16 protein-coding genes are annotated in these 17,495 nt (G+C 68.6%); 7 read left to right on the forward strand and 9 right to left on the reverse strand.

Going from position 1 to position 17,495, the window contains the following annotated elements; genetic code table 11:
* The first annotated feature begins 21 nt into the window (after window positions 1-21).
* On the forward strand, window positions 22-690 hold the full coding sequence (locus tag PI86_RS04695) for a glutathione S-transferase (RefSeq protein ID WP_039319201.1): 669 nt from the start codon (window positions 22-24) through the stop codon (window positions 688-690).
* Between the two features lie 6 nt (window positions 691-696).
* On the opposite strand, the gene PI86_RS04700 is transcribed toward PI86_RS04695, so the two are convergent.
* The gene (locus PI86_RS04700; RefSeq protein ID WP_039319203.1) at window positions 697-1,350 is read right to left on the reverse strand and encodes a DUF1345 domain-containing protein; all 654 of its coding nucleotides are present in this window, start codon (window positions 1,348-1,350) and stop codon (window positions 697-699) included.
* 136 nt (window positions 1,351-1,486) lie between these two features.
* On the opposite strand from PI86_RS04700, the gene PI86_RS04705 reads away from it, so the two are divergent.
* Complete coding sequence (locus PI86_RS04705) at window positions 1,487-2,212, forward strand: metallophosphoesterase (protein WP_014900053.1); 726 nt, start codon at window positions 1,487-1,489, stop codon at window positions 2,210-2,212.
* A gap of 53 nt (window positions 2,213-2,265) precedes the next feature.
* Here the strand turns inward: PI86_RS04705 and PI86_RS04710 are convergent, their stop codons facing one another.
* Window positions 2,266-2,961, reverse strand: coding sequence for an RES family NAD+ phosphorylase (locus tag PI86_RS04710; RefSeq protein WP_039319205.1), 696 nt, complete (start codon window positions 2,959-2,961; stop codon window positions 2,266-2,268).
* Window positions 2,962-2,963: 2 nt separating this feature from the next.
* Window positions 2,964-3,383: an MbcA/ParS/Xre antitoxin family protein gene (locus PI86_RS04715; protein WP_014900055.1), complete on the reverse strand. Its 420-nt coding sequence runs from the start codon at window positions 3,381-3,383 to the stop codon at window positions 2,964-2,966.
* Window positions 3,384-3,618: 235 nt separating this feature from the next.
* Here PI86_RS04715 and PI86_RS04720 point away from each other — a divergent pair, with 235 nt between their 5' ends.
* Entirely contained in the window at window positions 3,619-4,401 is a 783-nt protein-coding gene (locus PI86_RS04720; protein WP_039319207.1) for an ABC transporter substrate-binding protein, read from the forward strand.
* Window positions 4,402-5,371: 970 nt separating this feature from the next.
* Here PI86_RS04720 and PI86_RS04725 read toward each other — a convergent pair.
* Together PI86_RS04725 and PI86_RS04730 are read right to left on the reverse strand one after the other, a co-directional pair.
* Window positions 5,372-6,844 (reverse strand): sigma-54 dependent transcriptional regulator, encoded by a 1,473-nt coding sequence (locus PI86_RS04725; protein WP_039319210.1) that lies wholly within the window; start codon window positions 6,842-6,844, stop codon window positions 5,372-5,374.
* Window positions 6,845-7,282: 438 nt separating this feature from the next.
* Window positions 7,283-8,200, reverse strand: a complete 918-nt coding sequence (locus PI86_RS04730) for a metal-dependent hydrolase (protein WP_039319212.1) — start codon at window positions 8,198-8,200, stop codon at window positions 7,283-7,285.
* A 580-nt stretch (window positions 8,201-8,780) separates the two neighbouring features.
* Between PI86_RS04730 and PI86_RS04735 the strand changes: the two genes are divergently transcribed.
* The 3 genes from PI86_RS04735 to PI86_RS04745 all read left to right on the forward strand — a co-directional run bounded on the left by PI86_RS04735 (window position 8,781) and on the right by PI86_RS04745 (window position 11,549).
* Window positions 8,781-9,122: an FKBP-type peptidyl-prolyl cis-trans isomerase gene (locus PI86_RS04735; protein ID WP_014900060.1), complete on the forward strand. Its 342-nt coding sequence runs from the start codon at window positions 8,781-8,783 to the stop codon at window positions 9,120-9,122.
* A gap of 26 nt (window positions 9,123-9,148) precedes the next feature.
* Window positions 9,149-9,916 carry an AraC family transcriptional regulator gene (locus PI86_RS04740; RefSeq protein WP_039319215.1) on the forward strand — a complete coding sequence of 256 codons (768 nt, stop codon included), beginning with the start codon at window positions 9,149-9,151 and terminating at the stop codon, window positions 9,914-9,916.
* Window positions 9,917-10,094: 178 nt separating this feature from the next.
* The gene (locus PI86_RS04745) at window positions 10,095-11,549 is read left to right on the forward strand and encodes an MFS transporter (protein ID WP_039319217.1); all 1,455 of its coding nucleotides are present in this window, start codon (window positions 10,095-10,097) and stop codon (window positions 11,547-11,549) included.
* A gap of 70 nt (window positions 11,550-11,619) precedes the next feature.
* Here the strand turns inward: PI86_RS04745 and PI86_RS04750 are convergent, their stop codons facing one another.
* Window positions 11,620-12,090 (reverse strand): winged helix-turn-helix transcriptional regulator, encoded by a 471-nt coding sequence (locus tag PI86_RS04750; protein ID WP_014900063.1) that lies wholly within the window; start codon window positions 12,088-12,090, stop codon window positions 11,620-11,622.
* A gap of 150 nt (window positions 12,091-12,240) precedes the next feature.
* Here PI86_RS04750 and PI86_RS04755 point away from each other — a divergent pair, with 150 nt between their 5' ends.
* A complete protein-coding gene (locus PI86_RS04755; RefSeq protein ID WP_039319219.1) occupies window positions 12,241-13,476 on the forward strand; it encodes an MFS transporter in 1,236 nt (411 codons plus the stop codon).
* Window positions 13,477-13,676: 200 nt separating this feature from the next.
* On the opposite strand, the gene PI86_RS04760 is transcribed toward PI86_RS04755, so the two are convergent.
* Genes PI86_RS04760 through PI86_RS04770 form a run of 3 tightly spaced genes read right to left on the reverse strand, consistent with a single transcriptional unit; the run spans window position 13,677 to window position 17,490 of the window.
* A complete protein-coding gene (locus PI86_RS04760; RefSeq protein ID WP_014900065.1) occupies window positions 13,677-14,843 on the reverse strand; it encodes a glycosyltransferase family 4 protein in 1,167 nt (388 codons plus the stop codon).
* Entirely contained in the window at window positions 14,843-16,027 is a 1,185-nt protein-coding gene (locus PI86_RS04765) for a glycosyltransferase family 4 protein (RefSeq protein ID WP_039319222.1), read from the reverse strand. The genes PI86_RS04760 and PI86_RS04765 overlap by 1 nt, the downstream gene beginning before the upstream one ends.
* Entirely contained in the window at window positions 16,024-17,490 is a 1,467-nt protein-coding gene (locus tag PI86_RS04770; protein ID WP_039319225.1) for an O-antigen ligase family protein, read from the reverse strand. The genes PI86_RS04765 and PI86_RS04770 overlap by 4 nt, the downstream gene beginning before the upstream one ends.
* Between the last annotated feature and the right edge of the window lie 5 nt (window positions 17,491-17,495).

Genomic DNA, 17,495 nt, shown 5'->3' on the forward strand with positions numbered 1-17,495 from the left:
CGCCCCTCTTCCGGCCTCGACATGCTGACCGTCCACCACCTGAACAACTCGCGTTCGCAACGCGTGCTCTGGCTGCTCGAAGAACTGGATGTGCCATACGAGATCGTGCGCTACGAACGCGATCCGAAGACCATGCTCGCGCCGCCCGCGCTGCGCGCGATCCACCCGCTCGGCAAGTCGCCCGTCGTCACCGACGACGGCCGCACGATCGCCGAATCGGGCGCGATCATCGAGTACCTGGTCGAACGCTACGGGAGTGGACGTCTCGCGCCGCAGCCCGGCACGCCCGAGCGGCACGACTACACGTACTGGCTGCACTACGCGGAAGGATCGGCGATGCCGCCGCTGCTGCTGAAGCTCGTCGCGCTGCGGATCGCACAGGCGCCGATGCCGTTCTTCGCGCGACCGATCGCGCGCAAGATCGCCGCGACACTGCAATCGGGCTTCGTCGATCCGCAGATCGCGCTGCATCTCGGCCATATCGACGACACGCTGAAGCGCACCGGCTGGTTCGTCGGCGACAGCTTCAGCGCGGCCGACATCCAGATGAGCTTTCCGCTCGAAGCCGCGATGGCGCGTGGCGACGGCGGCACGCATCCGGCGATCGCGCGCTTCCTCGCGGCGATTCACGCGCGGCCGGCCTACCGTCGCGCGCTCGAGCGCGGCGGTCCGTACGAACTCCTCAAATAACCCGCGTCAGCTCAGCAGCCCTGCCGCGACGTTGATCGACAGCCCGAGCACGGCCATGTTGAAGTAGAACGACAGAATCGACTGAGCAAGCACCGCGCGTCGCGCGGAGCGGTTCGCGAGCGACACGTCGGCGGTCTGCGACGCGACCGCGAGCGTGAACGCGAAATACAGGAAATCCCAGTAATCGGGCTCGGGGTGATTGTCCGGAAAGCGCAGCGCGCGATCGCTGCTCGGCGAGCCGTAATAGAGCCGCGCATAGTGCAACGTGAAGATCGTCGGGATCAGGAACCATGCACCGAACAGCGTCGCGCCCGTGATCGCGTAATGGCCGAGCCCGACGCGAAAGCCGACGCTCTTTGCGGTGGCGAGCTCGATCGCGATCGCGGCGACGCTCGCGACCGTCGCGAGGCACACGACGGTCAGCACCGTCGTTGCATTCTCGTCCTCGCGGATCGCGACCTCGCGCACCTTGTGATGATGCGCGGTGACCATGCGCACCCACATCAGCACGAGATACAGCCACACCGCGCAATCCCAGCCGATCAGCGCCCGCGCAGCCGCCCTCAGCGGAAGCGGCAGCAATACGGCGCACAGCACGCCAGCGAAGAATGCGGCGACCATGCGCGGCCGGTTGCGTAAGACCTGCGGATAAAACGTCATCGTGTGGTTCCGAAAGCGAATGGAAAGGGTTCGGCCGGCGCGCGAGCGGCCCGCTGCGCCGCGCCGACGGGTAGCGCCCCGATTATCGCCATTCCTGCATGACGTTGCGATGGGCGCGAGCGCCTAAGATATCGGGATGACTCCCTCCCTCTGCCGCCATCCCGCGAACACGGCCGGCCGCGACTTCGTCGTCGGCGATCTGCACGGCTGCGTCGACGTGCTGCGCGCGCTGCTGCACGACATCGGCTTCGACCCGGCCCGCGACCGGCTGTTCTCGGTCGGCGATCTCGTCGACCGCGGCCCCGCGTCCGAAACCGCGCTCGAACTGCTCGACCGCCCGTGGTGCCATGTGGTGCGCGGCAATCACGAAGAGGTGCTGAGCCTCGTGTCGCGCGGCAAGCTGCCGCCCGATGCATGGCGCGGGATCGGCGGTGACTGGGGCGCCGATCTGCCGCCGGAGCGGCTGCACGCGCATGCGGCGCGCGTCGACGCGCTGCCGCTCGTGCGCGTGGTCGGCGATGGCGCCGCGCGCTTCAACGTGCTGCATGCGGAATTCTTCGGTGCGGATGCCGAGCTCGATACGGGCAGCTATACGCACGACGTGCGCGAGCGGCTGATCTGGGGGCGCGACCTGATCCAGGGGCTGGCCGATCCGGCCCGGCAGACCGGCCTGTCGCTGACCTGCACCGGCCACACGCCCGTGCGTGCGCCGCAGCGCATCGGCGCGCAATGGTTCATCGATACGGGCGCATTCGCGCCGTCGGGACGCCTGACGATCGTCGAACCGCGCACGGGCGCTACCTGGTCGCTTGCGCAGGCCGACGCACGCGCCCGTCATGCGGGCGACCTGCCGCTGCCCTGAAGGCCATCGAGCGTCGATCGCCGGCGCCGGCGCGCGTTTGCGTGGACGCCCTGCTAGCCGACCTGGTTCAGTTCGAACACCGCATCGACCGTGGAGCCGTTCCAGTTGTATTCGAGATACGCCGCGTGATGACAGTCGCGCAGCAGGGTCGTGCGGAACGCGGCGAGACACTCGCCGCGCGGGTCGCGCACCGACGGGTAGACGATCCCCGCGCCGCCGGCATTGCGCACCGCGCGGCCGAGCGCCTGCCCCGCGCTGTAATCGTGCGAATCGAGCAACGTAGGGCTGCGCTGCGGCCACGTGCGCACATCGGCCACGTCACCCTGCGCGACCACCGTGTAGAGCCGCATCTGCTGGCGCATCGGCGGTTCCTTCGTCGCGGCCAGGAACAGTCCGCTGTGATAGCGCGTTTCGGCGATCGCCGTATCGCGCGAGCGCCCGCAGTAGAACACGCCGTAGCTGCCGTCGGAAAAGCGGCTGCCCTGCGGATTCAGGTGCGTGAACGCGGCCATGATCGGCCCCCAGCCCTGGCCGTAGCGGCGCTCGGCCGGCGGCACGAGTTCGAGCGTGCCGACTTCATGGCGGATGCGGTCATTGGTCAGCGATTCGAGCGCGTAGAGCGCGTCGAAATCCTCGGCCGATGCGACGCGGTCGAACAGGTTGATGGCCGGAAAACGGGTGGGAATCACGCGATAGGCAGGTGCCCAGTCGACGACGGTCGTGGGCCAGGGTTGCGTTTCGATCGGCATCCTCACGCCCAGCCACCCCGCATCGCGTCGAGGTATTGCCGGACGGCGACCAGGTCGCCGACATTGCCGGCCAGCATCCGGTCGAGCGCACGCTTGCCGCCGAACGGGGCCGCGTCGTTGGGCCGCTTGACCCACGCGTCGGCCGCAGCCGGCTGCGGCAGCAGGATCTGCAGTGCCTTGTAGATGCCGAGCAGCAGCGATAGCCGCTCGAGCGTATCGCGCGGCAGGCGCGCCGATTCGGGCGCCGCCTTCCACTTGAAGAACGTCGAACGGCCGGGCGACCCGAGCAGCACGATCTGTTCGTCGATCGTCAGCTCCCAGTCGCGCGCGATGTTGAAAAACGCACGCAGGCCGGCCGCCGACATCTGCGCGACCGAAGCCTGCCGCGGGGCGGAATGCGGATCGAAGGCGGGCTGTGACATGATCGTTAGTCTCAAAACGAATTTACTAACAAGATTAGTCCATTTTCGTATTTTTGCAAGGGTCGACACCCGCAGTCTTCCCATAACGTCCGGCCGAACGATATTTTTTTGTCCATTCTGGACTGCGATTTTATTTTCTGCGTTAATGGTCGTGCTGACAGCGCGCGCGGAACGCGGTGCGGGTCTGCAGCAACCGTGTCGCCCAGAACCGGATAGTCCACGCCAAGGAACCACCATGAAGAGACTGATTGCCGCCGTTTCGATCGCCCTGCTCGCGGTATCTGCAGGCCCCGCCGTCGCGAAGGACTGGACCACGCTGCGCTTCGGCACCGACGCCAGCTACGCGCCGTTCGAGTCGAAGGCGCCCGACGGCAAGCTCGTCGGCTTCGACATCGACCTCGGCAACGAGATCTGTGCGCGGCTGAAGGCGAAGTGCGTGTGGCTCGAGAACGATTTCGACGGGATGATCCCGGCGCTGAAGGCGAAGAAGTTCGACGCGGTGCTGTCGTCGATGTCGATCACGCCGCAGCGCGCGGAGCAGATCGGCTTCACGACGAAGATCTACAACCAGCCGACCCGGCTCGTCGTGAAAAAGGGCTCGCCGCTGCTGCCGACACCCGAATCGCTGAAGGGCAAGTCGATCGGCGTCGAGCAGGGCACGACGCAGGAAGCGTATGCGAAGGCGTACTGGGCGAAGCAAGGTGCGAACGTCGTGTCGTACCAGAACCAGGACGGCGTTTATGCGGACCTCACGTCGGGCCGCCTCGACGCCGCGCTGCAGGACGAGGTGCAGGCCGCGATCGGGTTCCTGAAGTCACCGCGCGGCGCAGGCTACCAGTTCGTCGGGCCCGAGCTCATCGACGAGAAGGTGCTCGGCGTCGGTGCCGGCATCGGGCTGCGCAGGGAAGACACCGACCTGAAGGCGAAGATCGACCGCGCGATCCTCGAGATGGTCAAGGACGGCACCTACAAGCGGCTCGCGTCGAAGTATTTCGACTTCGACGTCTACGGCGGCTGAAGCGGCGTCGCGCGCGTACGGGCAAGCTGCCCGCCGCGCGCGGCCCGACCGCCCCTCCCTGAGCGCCGGACGGCGATGTCCCGCCGCCGTTGGCCGTCGCGCCGGCTTCATCGTCCGTGTCGCGCAGCCCGATGCCGCAGCTCATTCGGATAGCCAACGGTTGCCTCTGCCGGCGACCGCAGGCGTTCGACGTCAATACGCGAAGACCGGGCGCCGGGGAACCGGCGCCCGAGTGCACATGCCCATGCGGATCGGGTTGGCAAGCAGGAAGGTACCGAGCCGGCGCGGATGACCGGGAATCAGCCGGATCCGCCTCGCACCAGGCGCGGAGAGATGGCCAGTCGATGCATGCCGGCCGGCGGCAAGACGCGTGGTCGAGCGGCGATGCGTCGAATCACTGCGATCGCGGCCTGCCGGCCGCGGCGTGTGGCGATCGTTCATTTTTTGTACCCCGTTCTAGGTCTGTTGCTTGTTTCGGCAACCGGACGACGCCGGTGCTCCGACGATCCGACGACGGCCCGTGCCGGGCGGAACACGGCTGCGTAGCCCGTCCCGCCGTGCATCCCCGTGGACTGCGTCCTGGTCGGCCCTCGCATGGTTCGCTGCCGAACCGGCCGGACGCGACGTCGTCGACATTCGCACGTGGATATCCGCAAGGAGCGGGCCAGCTTCGCGCAGGCCCGTCGGCACAAGGGTTTCGTCGGACCAACCCGCGGCCGGGCCAGGCGGGTCATGCAGGACGTTGCGAAACTGAAACATGCGGCGCGCGGAAGGCTTCTGCCCTGCCGCGGCAACGCCTTGCGGGACAAGGCGCACCGATGATGCGGAAAATTTTCCCGGCGCGCGCGGCGGGCCGCCGCCCGCGTTTGCCGCACCGGTTTGCGCGGCCGCCGGCACGAAACGTTTCACGCGCTTTACATGCGCCCGGACGCACACGCACGGGCCGGCAACGCGGCTCCCCGACCGCGGTTCAGCCGACCCGCTGGTTGTCCTCGTCACCGGACGGCGCGCCGTCCTTCCCGCCGTTGTCGCCGTTGTTGTCGTGATCGTTGAGCCCGTGCTCGATCATCATCCGGTAGAGCGTCACGCGCGAGATGCCGAGTTCGGCGGCGGCCTTGTTGATCCGGTGATCGTTGCGCAACAGCGCGTTCTCGATCGCGATGCGCTCGGCGAGCGAGCGCGCCTGTTCGAGCGTCACGGGCTCCGTTTCACCGGGTGTCTCGAGCCCGAGATCATGCGGCGTCAGCAGCCGGCTCTCGGCCATCACGATCGCGCGGCGCACGCGATTGATCAGCTCGCGCACATTGCCCGGCCACTCGTAGCGGCGCATCGAGTCGAGCGCGGCCGACGTGAAGCCGCTGATCTTGCGGCCGCTGTCGGCCTTGTATTTCTGCAGCACGTAATGCGCGAGGATGTCGATATCCTTGCCGCGCGCGCGCAGCGGCGGCTCGTGGATGCGCAGCACGCAGAGCCGGTGATAGAGGTCCGCGCGGAAGCGTCCGGCTTCGACCGCGCCGTCGAGATCGACATGGGTCGCCGAGATGATCCGCACGTCGACCGGAAGCGACTCCTGGCCGCCGAGCCGCTCGATCTTCCCTTCCTGCAGGAAGCGCAGCAGGCTCGCCTGGCTTTCGACGGGCATGTCGCCGATTTCGTCGAGAAACAGCGTGCCGCCGTTCGCGGACTCGATCCGGCCCACGCGCCGCTGGTTCGCGCCGGTGAACGCGCCGCGCTCATAGCCGAACAGTTCCGACTGCAGCAGATGATGCGGAATCGCACCGCAGTTGATCGCGACGAACGGCCCCTTGCCGCGCACCGAGCGCTCGTGGATCGCGAGCGCCGTCAGCTCCTTGCCGGTGCCCGACTCGCCGGAGATGAACACGCTCGCGTCGGTCTTGGCGACCTTGCGGATCGTGCTGAACAGTTGCTGCATCGCCTCGCAGTTGCCGATCATGCCGTGCTCGCCGATCGACGCCGCATAGGCCGCGCCGTCGACGCGGTCGAGCGCGGCCATCCCGCGCGCGTGGCCGAGCACGTGCGAAATCCATTCATACGGCAACGGCAGCGTCACGTAGTCGAAGCAGTAGCTGCGGATCAGCTCGCGCACGGCGACGCCGATCGTGATGCCGGCCTGCGCGACGGAAATCCAGCCGATTGCCGGCTGGCTCAGGCACGCCTTCAGCGCCGGGTAGTCGCGCGACGTGAAGCCCGTGAAATCGACGAGCCCGGCGGCGACGCCCACGCCGGACGTCATGTTCTGCGCGGCGCCGGCCGTCTTCGCCACCGCGATCTCCCAGCCGAGCCCACGCAGTTGCGCCAGCAGCGGCTCGTCCGGCGAGCGCATGATCACGAACAGCTTGCGCCCGGCCTCGGGCGCGGTGACGGATACGGGCGGCACCTCGGGCGCCGCCGTCCCGTGTGCGTCGGGTGACCTTGCAACCATCGTTGTTCCCCGCTTGGCGTTGGTATCGTGCGCCGGCTCGCCGCCGCATACGACGGACCTCGATCGAACCGACATATTGGCCGCATTTCCGTCCGAATAAAATCCCCCAGCGCAATAATCGCTCGCCGGGATCGATCGCTTCATGAAAGGTATATCGATGCCGCCGATGCGCGGCTAGATGGGTGTTATCCCGGTGGCGCGGGGGCCGAGAAGCGCGGCCGGGCGGGCATCGAACGCGCGAAGCCGCGCCGGCGCTGGCGCACGGCGACGCGTGCGAGGCCGCACACCCGGAACCGGCCCGGCGGTATAGGGCGGCGCATGCGGTCGGCACGAGCGGGCAGCGGCACGCGCAACCGTTTCCGCTTGATGGCAGTCAATCATCAGATGAAACCGCCTGATGCACGAACGCAACACGTGCCGCGCGGCGCGGCGAATGTGTCAGCGCCCCGCTGCGAGCGGCGCGAGCGCGTTGGCGCGGCCGCGACCGGCCGGCGTGTCGTCGTGTTCGCCATACGCGGCGACGAGCGCGTCGACCCGGGCGAGATAATGGCGGTTGTCATGGTCCCACGGATGGAAACCGGGCCGCAGAAAGCTCAGCCATTCACCCGCGATGCGCGGAAACAGCCCGCGCCGCGGCCCGTACAGGAACGCGAGCGTGCGCAGCAGGCCACGCACGTGATGGCCGGCGCCGCGATCGCGCCACAGCAGCGTCACGTGCATCAGGAACACGGTCGGCCAGAACGTCAGCGACGTCAGCAGGTACACGCCGACGCGGACCAGGTAGCGGCGCAGGCCCGGCTTCATCACGGCGTTCCACACGTCGTAGGACACGGCCTTGTGTTCGGTTTCCTCGAGTGCGTGCCAGACCCACATCTGCCGGTAGCCTTCGACCGAGCCGTCGAGACGCGTCGGGTCGCGCAGGATCCAGTCCGCGAGCATCGCCGTGTAATGTTCGGCCGCGACCGTGTGCGCGAGCTGCACCGAATGCGGCAGCTTGCGCTTCATGAAGCCGAGCACCGCCCACACGCGCTGGTCGAGCTTGCGCGCGGGCAGGCGGTTCGCCTGCAGCAGTTCGTTGTATTCGACATGCTCGCGCGTATGCATCGCCTCCTGGCCGATGAAGCCCAGCACCTGCCGCTTGAGCACCGGATCGTCGATGCGGTCGCGATAGTTGCGCACCGAATCCATGAAGAAGCGTTCGCCGGCCGGAAACAGCAGCGACAGCGCGTTGAAGAAGTGGGTCACGTGCGGACCGAGCCGGTGCCAGTCCTTCGCGCGTTCGACCGGCAGGTCGAAACGCAGGTCGCGGCGTACCGGCATCACCTCGGCTGCGGTGGCGGAAGCGGCTGACTTCATGGTGGTCGTTCTCCTTGTTTTCGGGCGGCCCGCCAGCCGTGGCGGCCTTGCCGGCTCGGGCCGGCGGGTGCATCACGCACTGCCGAAACCTTGACATCGATAGCTGTAAAGATAGGCCCCGGCCGGCGCCGCGTGCAAGCCGCGCGGTAGACGCGCGCTTCCAAACGGGGGGCGTTCGGCAGCACGGAAAAAACGGCGTTCGAACGGCGTCCGGGCGGGCCGCAATTCGAACACGCTGGCCGGATCGCGACCGCCATGCGGGCGCTGCACGCGCGGCCTGCAATCGGTGTGAAAGCCCCGTGTCACGGGCGTTTCACGGGAAGGCGCGGCGGCGCGCGGCGCGGCGCGAATCGGCCGGACGGCACCGATTCATACGCGCGCGCCGTTCACGCGGTGCAACCTCATTGATCCGGTGCGCGAGACATTCAAACGCGCGTTCCATTCGCGTTTCGGGCGAAACGCGTCATCACCGTCGCGACCGACGCGTGACAGGCGGGCGGCCGGGCCTTCACCGCGTGCGGCGGCCCCCTGCGCGCTCGCCTACAATAGCGGTTTTACTCACCCCTTTTCAGGAGAAGTCATGACTGTCACCACGACCGCATCGGGCCTCAAAATCGAAGAACTGACCGAAGGCACCGGCGCTGAAGCGCAAGCCGGCAAGACCGTCAGCGTGCACTACACGGGCTGGCTGACCGACGGTCAGAAATTCGATTCGAGCAAGGACCGCAACGATCCGTTCGCGTTCGTGCTCGGCGGCGGCATGGTCATCAAGGGCTGGGACGAAGGCGTGCAAGGCATGAAGGTCGGCGGCGTGCGTCGCCTGACGATTCCGCCGCAACTCGGCTACGGCCCGCGCGGTGCAGGCGGCGTGATTCCGCCGAACGCGACGCTCGTGTTCGAAGTCGAACTGCTCGCCGTCTGACGACGCCGCCAGCCGACGCCCTTCCGATGGACCCCATCCCGTCTCCCGCCATCGCGCTGCGCCGTTACGACACGTGCGAAGCGTCCGACGTGCACGACTTCCACCAGGTCGTGCTCGGTGTCGATGGCGCGATGGTGATGGCGGTGGACGGCGTCGGCCAGCGCATCGACCGGCACGCGGCCTGGTTGATCCCGGCCGGCGCGCGCCATGATTACGCGGGCCTCGGCGACAATCGCCAGCTCGTGATCGACCTGCCCGCGGCATCGCTCGCGGTGCCGCAGCGGCTGTTCGACAGCGCGCGTGCGGTGTCGATCGAGCCGGCGCTGACGTCGCTCGTCGCGCAGGTCGCGGCCGCTGCCGTGCAATTCGACGGGCCGGCCGGCGACGCGCGGCACGCGCACCGTTTCCAGTGGCAAGCCGCCGCGCGTCTGTGCGACGCGCTGCTCGGCGACGCCGGCCTCGCCGCGCCCGCGGCGGGCCTCGATTTCGCGCGCATCGACCGCTGGCTGCGCGCACGGCTCGCGGAGCCGCTGCGTATCGCCGATCTCGCGGCGCACTGCGGCTACGGGATGCGCCGGTTCCACCAGCTGTTCGTCGACGCGTTCGGCGAAACCCCGCATCGCTACCTGCAGCGGCTGCGGCTCGATGCCGCCGTGGTACTGCTCGCCGACGGCCGCCATCCGCTCGTCGACATCGCCGGCATGGTCGGCTTCGCCGACCAGAGCACCTTCACGCACGCGTTCACGAAGCGCTTCGGCGTCGCGCCGGGGCGTTGGCGCGGCGAACGGCACTGAGCGATCCCGCCGCACGATACTCGCCTGCCGGAAAGCAGCGACACGGCCCGACAGGCTGCCCGTTCTCGCGTGCCGTTTCCGCTCACGATCCCGCCGCATTGCGCGGCATCCGGCGACGGTATCGATAATTCACGCCGCCCTGAACCATCGCCGGTCCGACGCGCCCTACGATGCGTACATGGACACGCCCCGCTCCCCCGCCTTCCCGCCCGCGCTCGTCCGCATCGTCGCGACGGTCAGCGTCGGCTTCGTCGTCACGCAACTCGACGTGACGATCGTCAACATCGCGCTCGCGCATCTGGCCCGCCACCTGCAGTTGCCGGTCGCCGGCCTGCAGTGGGTCGTCGATGCCTATACGCTCGCGTTCGCGGTGCTGATGCTGTCGGGCGGCGCGCTCGGCGACCGCTTCGGCGCGCGCCGCATGTACGTCGCGGGCCTCGTGCTGTTCGCACTCGCATCGCTCACGTGCGGTGCCGCCATCACGCCCGCAATGCTGATTGCGGCCCGCGCGCTGCAAGGCGTCGGCGCCGCGGCGATGCTGCCCAATTCGCTCGCGCTGCTCAACGACGCCTGCCGGCACGATCCGCACCTGCGTGCACGCGCGGTCGGCTGGTGGACGGCCGCGGGCGCGATCTCAATCGCGGCCGGCCCCGTCGTGGGCGGCCTGCTCATCGCCGCATGGGGCTGGCGCGGCATCTTTCTCGTGAACCTGCCGCTGTGTGCCGCGGGGCTGGCAGCCGCATTCGCGTGGGTGCCCGCGCGTCGCGCCGCGCTTGCACCGCACGCACCGGAACCGCCGGCGCGTTCGATGCGCGCGCTCGACCTGCGCGGCCAGTTCATCGCAATCGCAATGCTGACCGCGGTGACCGGCGCCGTGATCGAGTGGCGTCCGCTCGGCTTCATGCATCCGCTCGTCGCCGGCGGCCTCGCGCTTGCAGCGCTGGCCGCGCTCGCGTTCGTCGCGGTCGAATCGCGCACGGCGACGCCGATGCTGCCGCTGTCGCTGTTCCGCCACCGCACGTTCAGCGCGGCCGTGGCGTTCGGGATCTGCGTGAACCTCACCTACTACGGCACCGTGTTCGTGCTCGCGCTGTACCTGCAGCGGGTGCGCGGCGAATCGGCATGGCAGGCGGGGCTTGCGTTCCTGCCGCTGACGGGCGGCTTCCTGCTGGCGAATCTCGCGAGCGGACGCGCGGCCGCGCGCCACGGCCCGCGCCCGCCGATGCTCGCCGGCGCACTGGTCGCCGCGCTCGGTTACGGATCGCTGCATTTCATCGAAGCGTCGACGCCACTGGCGCTGCTGCTCGTGCCGTTCCTGCTGATTCCGGCCGGCATGGGCTTCGCGGTGCCGGCGATGACGACGGCCGTGCTCGCGTCGGTCGAGCATGACCGCGCGGGCATCGCATCGGCCGTGCTGAACACCGCACGACAGGCCGGCGGCGCGATGGGCGTCGCTGCGTTCGGCGCGCTCGCGGGCGGGGGTGGCGCGGGGCAGACTGTCGAGGGCCTGCACATCGAAACCGGCGTGTCGGTCGGGCTGCTGATCGCGGCCGCGTTGCTCGCGACGCTGGTCCGGCCGGATGCGCATCGTGGCGCGTCGCCCGCGCGGCAGGCGGTCTCGGCAGCCGATTGAACGTGTGCGGTCGGCCATCGCCGAGCGCCCGCGGTCACGCAGGTCCTGGCCGCGCGCGACGACCGAACGCTCACCGCCGCGGCGCGCCCGCCTCGTCGCCGACCTTCCGCACGACCGTCTCCCCCGCCTTCAGCGGCCGGCCGTCGTCGTGCCGCAGCGCGAGCTTGCGGATCGCGCGACCGGTCTTGCGGTCGACCAGCACCGAATGCGGCTCGCCGCGCCCGAACAGGTTCGCCTCGCCCCACTGCCGCAGCATCACGATGACCGGGAACAGCCCCTCGCCCTTCTTCGTCAACGCGTACTCCTGATACGCGCTGCCGTCCGACGCTGGCACCACGTCGAACACGCCGGCGTCCACCAGCATCCGGAGCCGGTCCGACAGGATGTTGCTCGCGACGCCGAGGCTCGCGCGGAAATCGCCGAACCGCCGCACGCCGTCGAATGCATCGCGCACGATCAGCAACGCCCAGCGATCGCCGACGATATCGGTTGCCCGCGCCACCGGGCACGGCGAATCCGCAAGACTTTTCTGTCTGGCCATGTTCCTCTCCACTGTCGCGCCGGCCGCCTTCGCGGGCCGCCGGCCATCCGTGCGCGGGCCCGCCGCCCGTGCCTCACAGGTTGCATTTTAAAACTACTTTTCCTACACTCACACTGGTTTCAAATTGCAACTACGTGCGTGAGGAAACCCATGGAATCTTCTTGTCGTTCAGGCACTGTCGCGTCGAACGCGACATCGCGTGCCGCGCGCCCGGCCGACGGCGCGCGCGTGTCGGCGGCGCTGGTCGCGCTACTGGCCGTCTGCTGTGCGGCGAGCGTCGCGAATGTGTACTACGCGCAGCCGCTGCTGGATTCGATCGCACGCGACTTCGGGGTGTCGCAGGCAGCCGTTGGCGGCGTCATCACCGCGACGCAGCTCGGCTGCGCGCTCGCGCTGCTGTTCGTCGTGCCGCTCGGCGACCTGCTGAACCGCAAGCGCCTGATCACCGTTCAGCTTCTGCTGCTGACGGCGGCCTGCATCGGCGTGGCCGCCGCGTCGACGCGGATCGCGCTGCTGGCGGGCATGGTCGCGGTCGGACTGCTCGGCACCGCGATGACGCAAGGGCTGATCGCGTGCTCGGCCGCGCTTGCCGGTGCCGGCGAGCGCGGCCGCGTGGTCGGCGCGGCACAGGGCGGCGTGGTGATCGGCCTGCTCGCTGCGCGTTCGCTCGCGGGTGTGGTTACGGATGTCGCCGGCTGGCGTGCGGTCTATCTGGTGTCGGGCGCGCTCGCGCTCGCGATGCTCGTCGCGCTGTCGCGGCTGCTGCCCGCTGCCAATGCACCGCGCGAACGCATCGGCTACGCGGCGCTGCTGGGTTCGATGGTGACGCTGCTGCGCAACGAGCGCGTGCTGCGCGTGCGCGGTGCGATCGCGCTGCTGATGTTCGCGGCGTTCAGCATCTTCTGGAGCGCGCTCGTGCTGCCGCTGAGCGCGCCGCCGCATGTGATGTCGCATACGCAGATCGGCGCATTCGGGCTCGTCGGCGCATTGGGCGCGGCCGCCGCCGCGCGCGCGGGACGGCTCGCGGATTGCGGGCTCGGCGAGGCGACGACCGGCGCTGCGCTCGCCTTGCTCGCGTTCTCATGGCTGCCGCTGGCGTTCGGCGACAGCTCGATCGCGCTGCTGGTGGTGGGTATCGTGCTGCTCGACGTCGGCGGGCAGGCCGTCCATGTCGTGAACCAGAGCATGATCCTCGGCGCGCGGCCCGATGCACACGCGCGCCTCGTCGGCTGCTACATGCTGTTCTATTCGGTCGGCAGCGGGCTCGGCGCGATTGCGTCGACGATGCTGTATGCGCATGCCGGATGGATCGGCGTCTGCGGGCTCGGCGCGGCGGTCAGCGCGGCCGCGTTCGCCGCATGGATCGGCACGCTCGGGCGTGCGTGATGTGTGTTGCGTGTTGCGTGTTGCGTGATGTGTGTTGCGTGATGTGTGTTGCGTGTTGAGAACGGCGCGTGCATGACGGCGTGCCCGGTGCCGCACGCCGGACGGCAAACAGCCGGCTCGCCCGAAACGGGCGGCCGGCGTGCGAACCGGACGCATACGCGTGCGCCGGCCCGATTGTCTGGACGGTCGGTCGCGCTCGCTTACCCTGCCGCCTGGATCGCCTCTTCATACACGCCGGCAACGCGTCGCGCGATCACCGCGTTGTCGAAATGATCGCGTGCATAGCGCTTGCATGCGGCTTCGTCCGGCAATGCGATCGCCCCCGACAGCGCGCCGCCGAGCCCTTCCGCAATCGCATCCGCGCCCGTCGACGGCAGCACGAGATCGTTGGACAGCCCGGCGACCGCCTCCGGCAGCCCGCCGACCGGCGTAACCAGCACGGGCGTACCGGACGCCAGCGATTCGACCGTGATCAGCCCGAAGCCTTCGAGCGCGACCGTCGGCACGACGCTGACCGTCGCCGCGCGGTACAGCGCCGCGAGATGGTTGTCGGGCACGAAGCCGAGCAGCTTCACGTTGTCCTGCAGCCCGGCCTCGTCGATGCGCTGCTGCAGTTCCTCGCCGATCTTGCCCTTGCCGGCGATCAGCAGCAGCACGTCCGGGTGACGGTGCTTGACGAGACCGATCGCGTCGATCAGGTCCTCCAGCCCCATGCGCCGCACGAGCCGGCGCACGGCCAGCACGATCGGCCGGTCCTGCGGCAACTGCAGCTTGTGCCGGGCCTCGCCCGGCGTGAGCGGCGTGTCGAACTGCGCGGTATCGACGCAGCCGGGAATCACGCGCACGCGCGACGGATCGATCCCGTAGCGGTTCGTCAGGATCTGGCCGAACGCCTGCGACAGCACGATCAGGCGCGACGAGCGCGTATAGACGGCCTGCTCGAGATAGCGCTTCGCGCGCTGCCCGAGCGACGCGGCGCCCTCGACCTGGCTTTCGTCGGCCCACGGCCCCTGGAAGTGCGACACCTGCGGAATCCCGCGCGTGACGTCGAGGCCCGGGAATGTGTACAGCGCGAAGTGCGACGAAATCACGTCCGGCCGCTCGCTGCGGATCTCGTCGCGCAGCGCGCGACGCGCGGCGAGCATGCGGCGCGCGAGCGGCTGCGAGGCGGGACCGAAGCCCTGGATCGCACCGCCCGTGTCGTCAGCGACCTTCGGCGAGCCGGCGACCAGCCCGCGCACCTCGACACCCGCCCCCGGCAGCGCGCCGACGAGCGAGTAGTACATCCGGTCGAGGCCGCCCGCGCGTTCGGGGAACCAGTGCATGCCGATTTGCAACGATTTGATCGGCCGGGAAGATTGGGACATCACGACTGCTCCTGCGTGACTGCATGCTCGACCCGCTCGAAGGCGGACGGCTGCGTGGGTTGGCCGATGCGCCGGTAGAGCGCGACGTACTGGGCGCCCATGTGGGCCCAGCCGAAACGGGTCATCAGTTCGCGGGCCGCGTCGCCCATCGCGCGGCAGGTGTCGCGCGATGCCGCGAGCGAGCCGATCGCCTGCGCGAGCGCGGCCGGATCGTCCGGATCCTCCAGCACGATCCCGCAGTCGCGCGTGATGATTTCCGCGCCGCCGGCGGTGCGCGCGGTGACGACCGGCAGCCCGGCCGCCATCGCTTCCAGCAGCGACAGGCTCATCGCTTCGTAACGCGACGGAAACACGTACGCGTCGACCGAGCGCATCAGCGTCGGCATGTTTTTCACGAGCCCGAGGAAATGCACGCGCGACGCGATGCCGAGCGCGCGCGCCTCGTCCGGATACGGACTGCCGGGCAGATAGCCGGCCACCGCGAGGTGGACGTTCGCCGGCAGCTTGGTCAGCGCCTTCAGCACGGTGCCGAGGTTCTTGCGCGGCGTGCGCAGATCGCCGACGAACAGCAGCAGGAACACGTCGTCCGGCAGCTTGAACGCCGCGCGATCGGCCTGCGCGCCCGCGAATGCGCTGCCGTCGACACCGTTGTAGATCACGCTGATCTTGCGGCTGTCGATGCCGAGCCCGGCGATCTCGTCGGCCACCTTCTGCGACACGCCCGTGATCGCGCGCGAGCGCCGGTAGGCCCAGCGTTCCAGCGCGGTGTTAACGCGCGTATAGACGTACTGGTAGGCCGACCACAGCCCCTTCGTCAGGCCGAACGGGTAATACGGGCTCTTGAACCAGCCGCCGTGCACGAAGTGCGCGGTATTCACGTCGGCGCGAATCCACGAGATGAAGCCGTTCACGTGCAGCACGTCGTACTCGCTGCGATGCGCACGCAGCCACCACGCGCTCTTCAGCGCGAACACCTGCTGCTTGACGAGATTCGACGGCCAGAAACGCCCGACCTTCACCGGCACCCAGCGCACGCGTGGGTCGGCCAGCAGCTCGGGCGCGACATGCGATGCGACCAGCGTGACTTGATAGTTTTCGGCCAGCGTCGCGCGTGCGATTTCGTAATTGACGCGGCCCTGCCCGTCGTTATGACGCACGACATGCGTGACGATCGCGATTCTCAATGGTCGCCTCCCCGTGAACGCGCGGCGGCCAGAAGGCGCTGCGCCTTCTGCCATTGCGCCGCGGATAGTATTGAAAAAATGGCCGTGAACAGCAGCAGGCCGCCGGTGCCGATCAGCGAGTTCGTGAACACGAGCATCGCGAACACCGACAGGCACAGGCTCAGGCACGCGCCGACGAACTTGTCCTTGCGCAACTTGAATGCCGCGCGCAGCGTGCGGGCGAGCAGCATCACGACGCCCGCGAGGTACAGCAGCGTGCCGGGCCAGCCGAGCACGAACGGCACGTTCATCACGCCGCTGTCGAAGCTGCCGTACTTGCCGAGCTCGCCGCTGTCACTCGACAGCTTCGTGGATGCGCCGGTCGCCCCCATCCCTTCGCCGGCGACGTCGGTGAACGCCGTTTGCGCGAAGGTCGCGTAGAACTTGTTGCGGTCGTCATAGCTGCGGTCGTCCTTCAGGTTCGTGATCGACTGAAGACGCTGGCCGAGCCGGTCGGCCACCGGCCCGACGGTCAGGAGCGGCACGCACAGGCCGACCAGCACGACACCGCTGATCAGGATCCGCATCCGCACGCGGTTGCTCGACTGCACGAGCTGGATCGCGAGCGCGATCACCCAGCCGCCCCAGGTCGAACGCACGAGACACAGCGCGAACGAGACGAAGCCGGCGGCACCCGCGAACCAGCGGATCTTCTGCGGCGCCGCGAACACGAACACCAGCGCGCCCATGATCGCGAACGCGAACGGCCCCGACGAGTTCATCGTGCTGAATACCCGAACGCCGTACGGCACCGGCTCGCCCTGCGAACCCATGTCCGAACCGATCATCCACAGCACGTCCCATTGCGGCATCACGAAGTACTGCACAACCCCGTACAAGCCCATCACGAGCATGCCCCACATGAACGTGGACAGCAGTACGTCGCGGTACTCGGGATAGTCGCGCGCGTTGACCATGATGTGAAAGCCGATCAGCACCGGGTACACCCAGTTCGCGAGGTCGTAGGTCGCGGCCATCACGCCGCTCGACACGATCCCGACGAGATACGCGTACGTCAGCCCGAACAGCATCAGCAGCACGGGAATCCCGCGCCGCTGGGCGAGCACGCGGTAATGCCTGAGCAGCCCGAACCCGGCGATCATCGTCACCGCGAGCGGTGCAACCTGGATCAGGCTCGTCGGCGTGAATGCGCCCTTCGACCAGTCGGCGAGACGCCGTACTTCCGGGCTCAGGAACCACACCCACCACATGAAGCCGACGTAGCGCGCCGGGCTCTTGAAATACAGCCAGATGCCGACCGCGATGGCCAGCACCGGAAACGCGAGCGTCAGCACCTTGCCCTGGTGAATGGCGATCAGCGCGGCGGTAAACGTCCACAGCCCGGCCTGCCCGACCCAGTGCTTCGGCTCGGGCAACCAGCTGCGGTTGCGCGACGGTGCGCGTTCGGCGGCAATCGTACTCATCGATC

The sequence above is a fragment of the Burkholderia sp. A9 genome (assembly GCF_000801975.1).

Bases quoted from the DNA above. Each gene is read 5' to 3' on its own strand.
- PI86_RS04695 (WP_039319201.1), top strand. From the start codon at position 22: ATGCTGACCGTCCACCACCTGAACAACTCGCGTTCGCAACGCGTGCTC.
- PI86_RS04700 (WP_039319203.1), bottom strand. From the start codon at position 1,350: ATGACGTTTTATCCGCAGGTCTTACGCAACCGGCCGCGCATGGTCGCC.
- PI86_RS04705 (WP_014900053.1), top strand. From the start codon at position 1,487: ATGACTCCCTCCCTCTGCCGCCATCCCGCGAACACGGCCGGCCGCGAC.
- PI86_RS04710 (WP_039319205.1), bottom strand. From the start codon at position 2,961: ATGCCGATCGAAACGCAACCCTGGCCCACGACCGTCGTCGACTGGGCA.
- PI86_RS04715 (WP_014900055.1), bottom strand. From the start codon at position 3,383: ATGTCACAGCCCGCCTTCGATCCGCATTCCGCCCCGCGGCAGGCTTCG.
- PI86_RS04720 (WP_039319207.1), top strand. From the start codon at position 3,619: ATGAAGAGACTGATTGCCGCCGTTTCGATCGCCCTGCTCGCGGTATCT.
- PI86_RS04725 (WP_039319210.1), bottom strand. From the start codon at position 6,844: ATGGTTGCAAGGTCACCCGACGCACACGGGACGGCGGCGCCCGAGGTG.
- PI86_RS04730 (WP_039319212.1), bottom strand. From the start codon at position 8,200: ATGAAGTCAGCCGCTTCCGCCACCGCAGCCGAGGTGATGCCGGTACGC.
- PI86_RS04735 (WP_014900060.1), top strand. From the start codon at position 8,781: ATGACTGTCACCACGACCGCATCGGGCCTCAAAATCGAAGAACTGACC.
- PI86_RS04740 (WP_039319215.1), top strand. From the start codon at position 9,149: ATGGACCCCATCCCGTCTCCCGCCATCGCGCTGCGCCGTTACGACACG.
- PI86_RS04745 (WP_039319217.1), top strand. From the start codon at position 10,095: ATGGACACGCCCCGCTCCCCCGCCTTCCCGCCCGCGCTCGTCCGCATC.
- PI86_RS04750 (WP_014900063.1), bottom strand. From the start codon at position 12,090: ATGGCCAGACAGAAAAGTCTTGCGGATTCGCCGTGCCCGGTGGCGCGG.
- PI86_RS04755 (WP_039319219.1), top strand. From the start codon at position 12,241: ATGGAATCTTCTTGTCGTTCAGGCACTGTCGCGTCGAACGCGACATCG.
- PI86_RS04760 (WP_014900065.1), bottom strand. From the start codon at position 14,843: ATGTCCCAATCTTCCCGGCCGATCAAATCGTTGCAAATCGGCATGCAC.
- PI86_RS04770 (WP_039319225.1), bottom strand. From the start codon at position 17,490: ATGAGTACGATTGCCGCCGAACGCGCACCGTCGCGCAACCGCAGCTGG.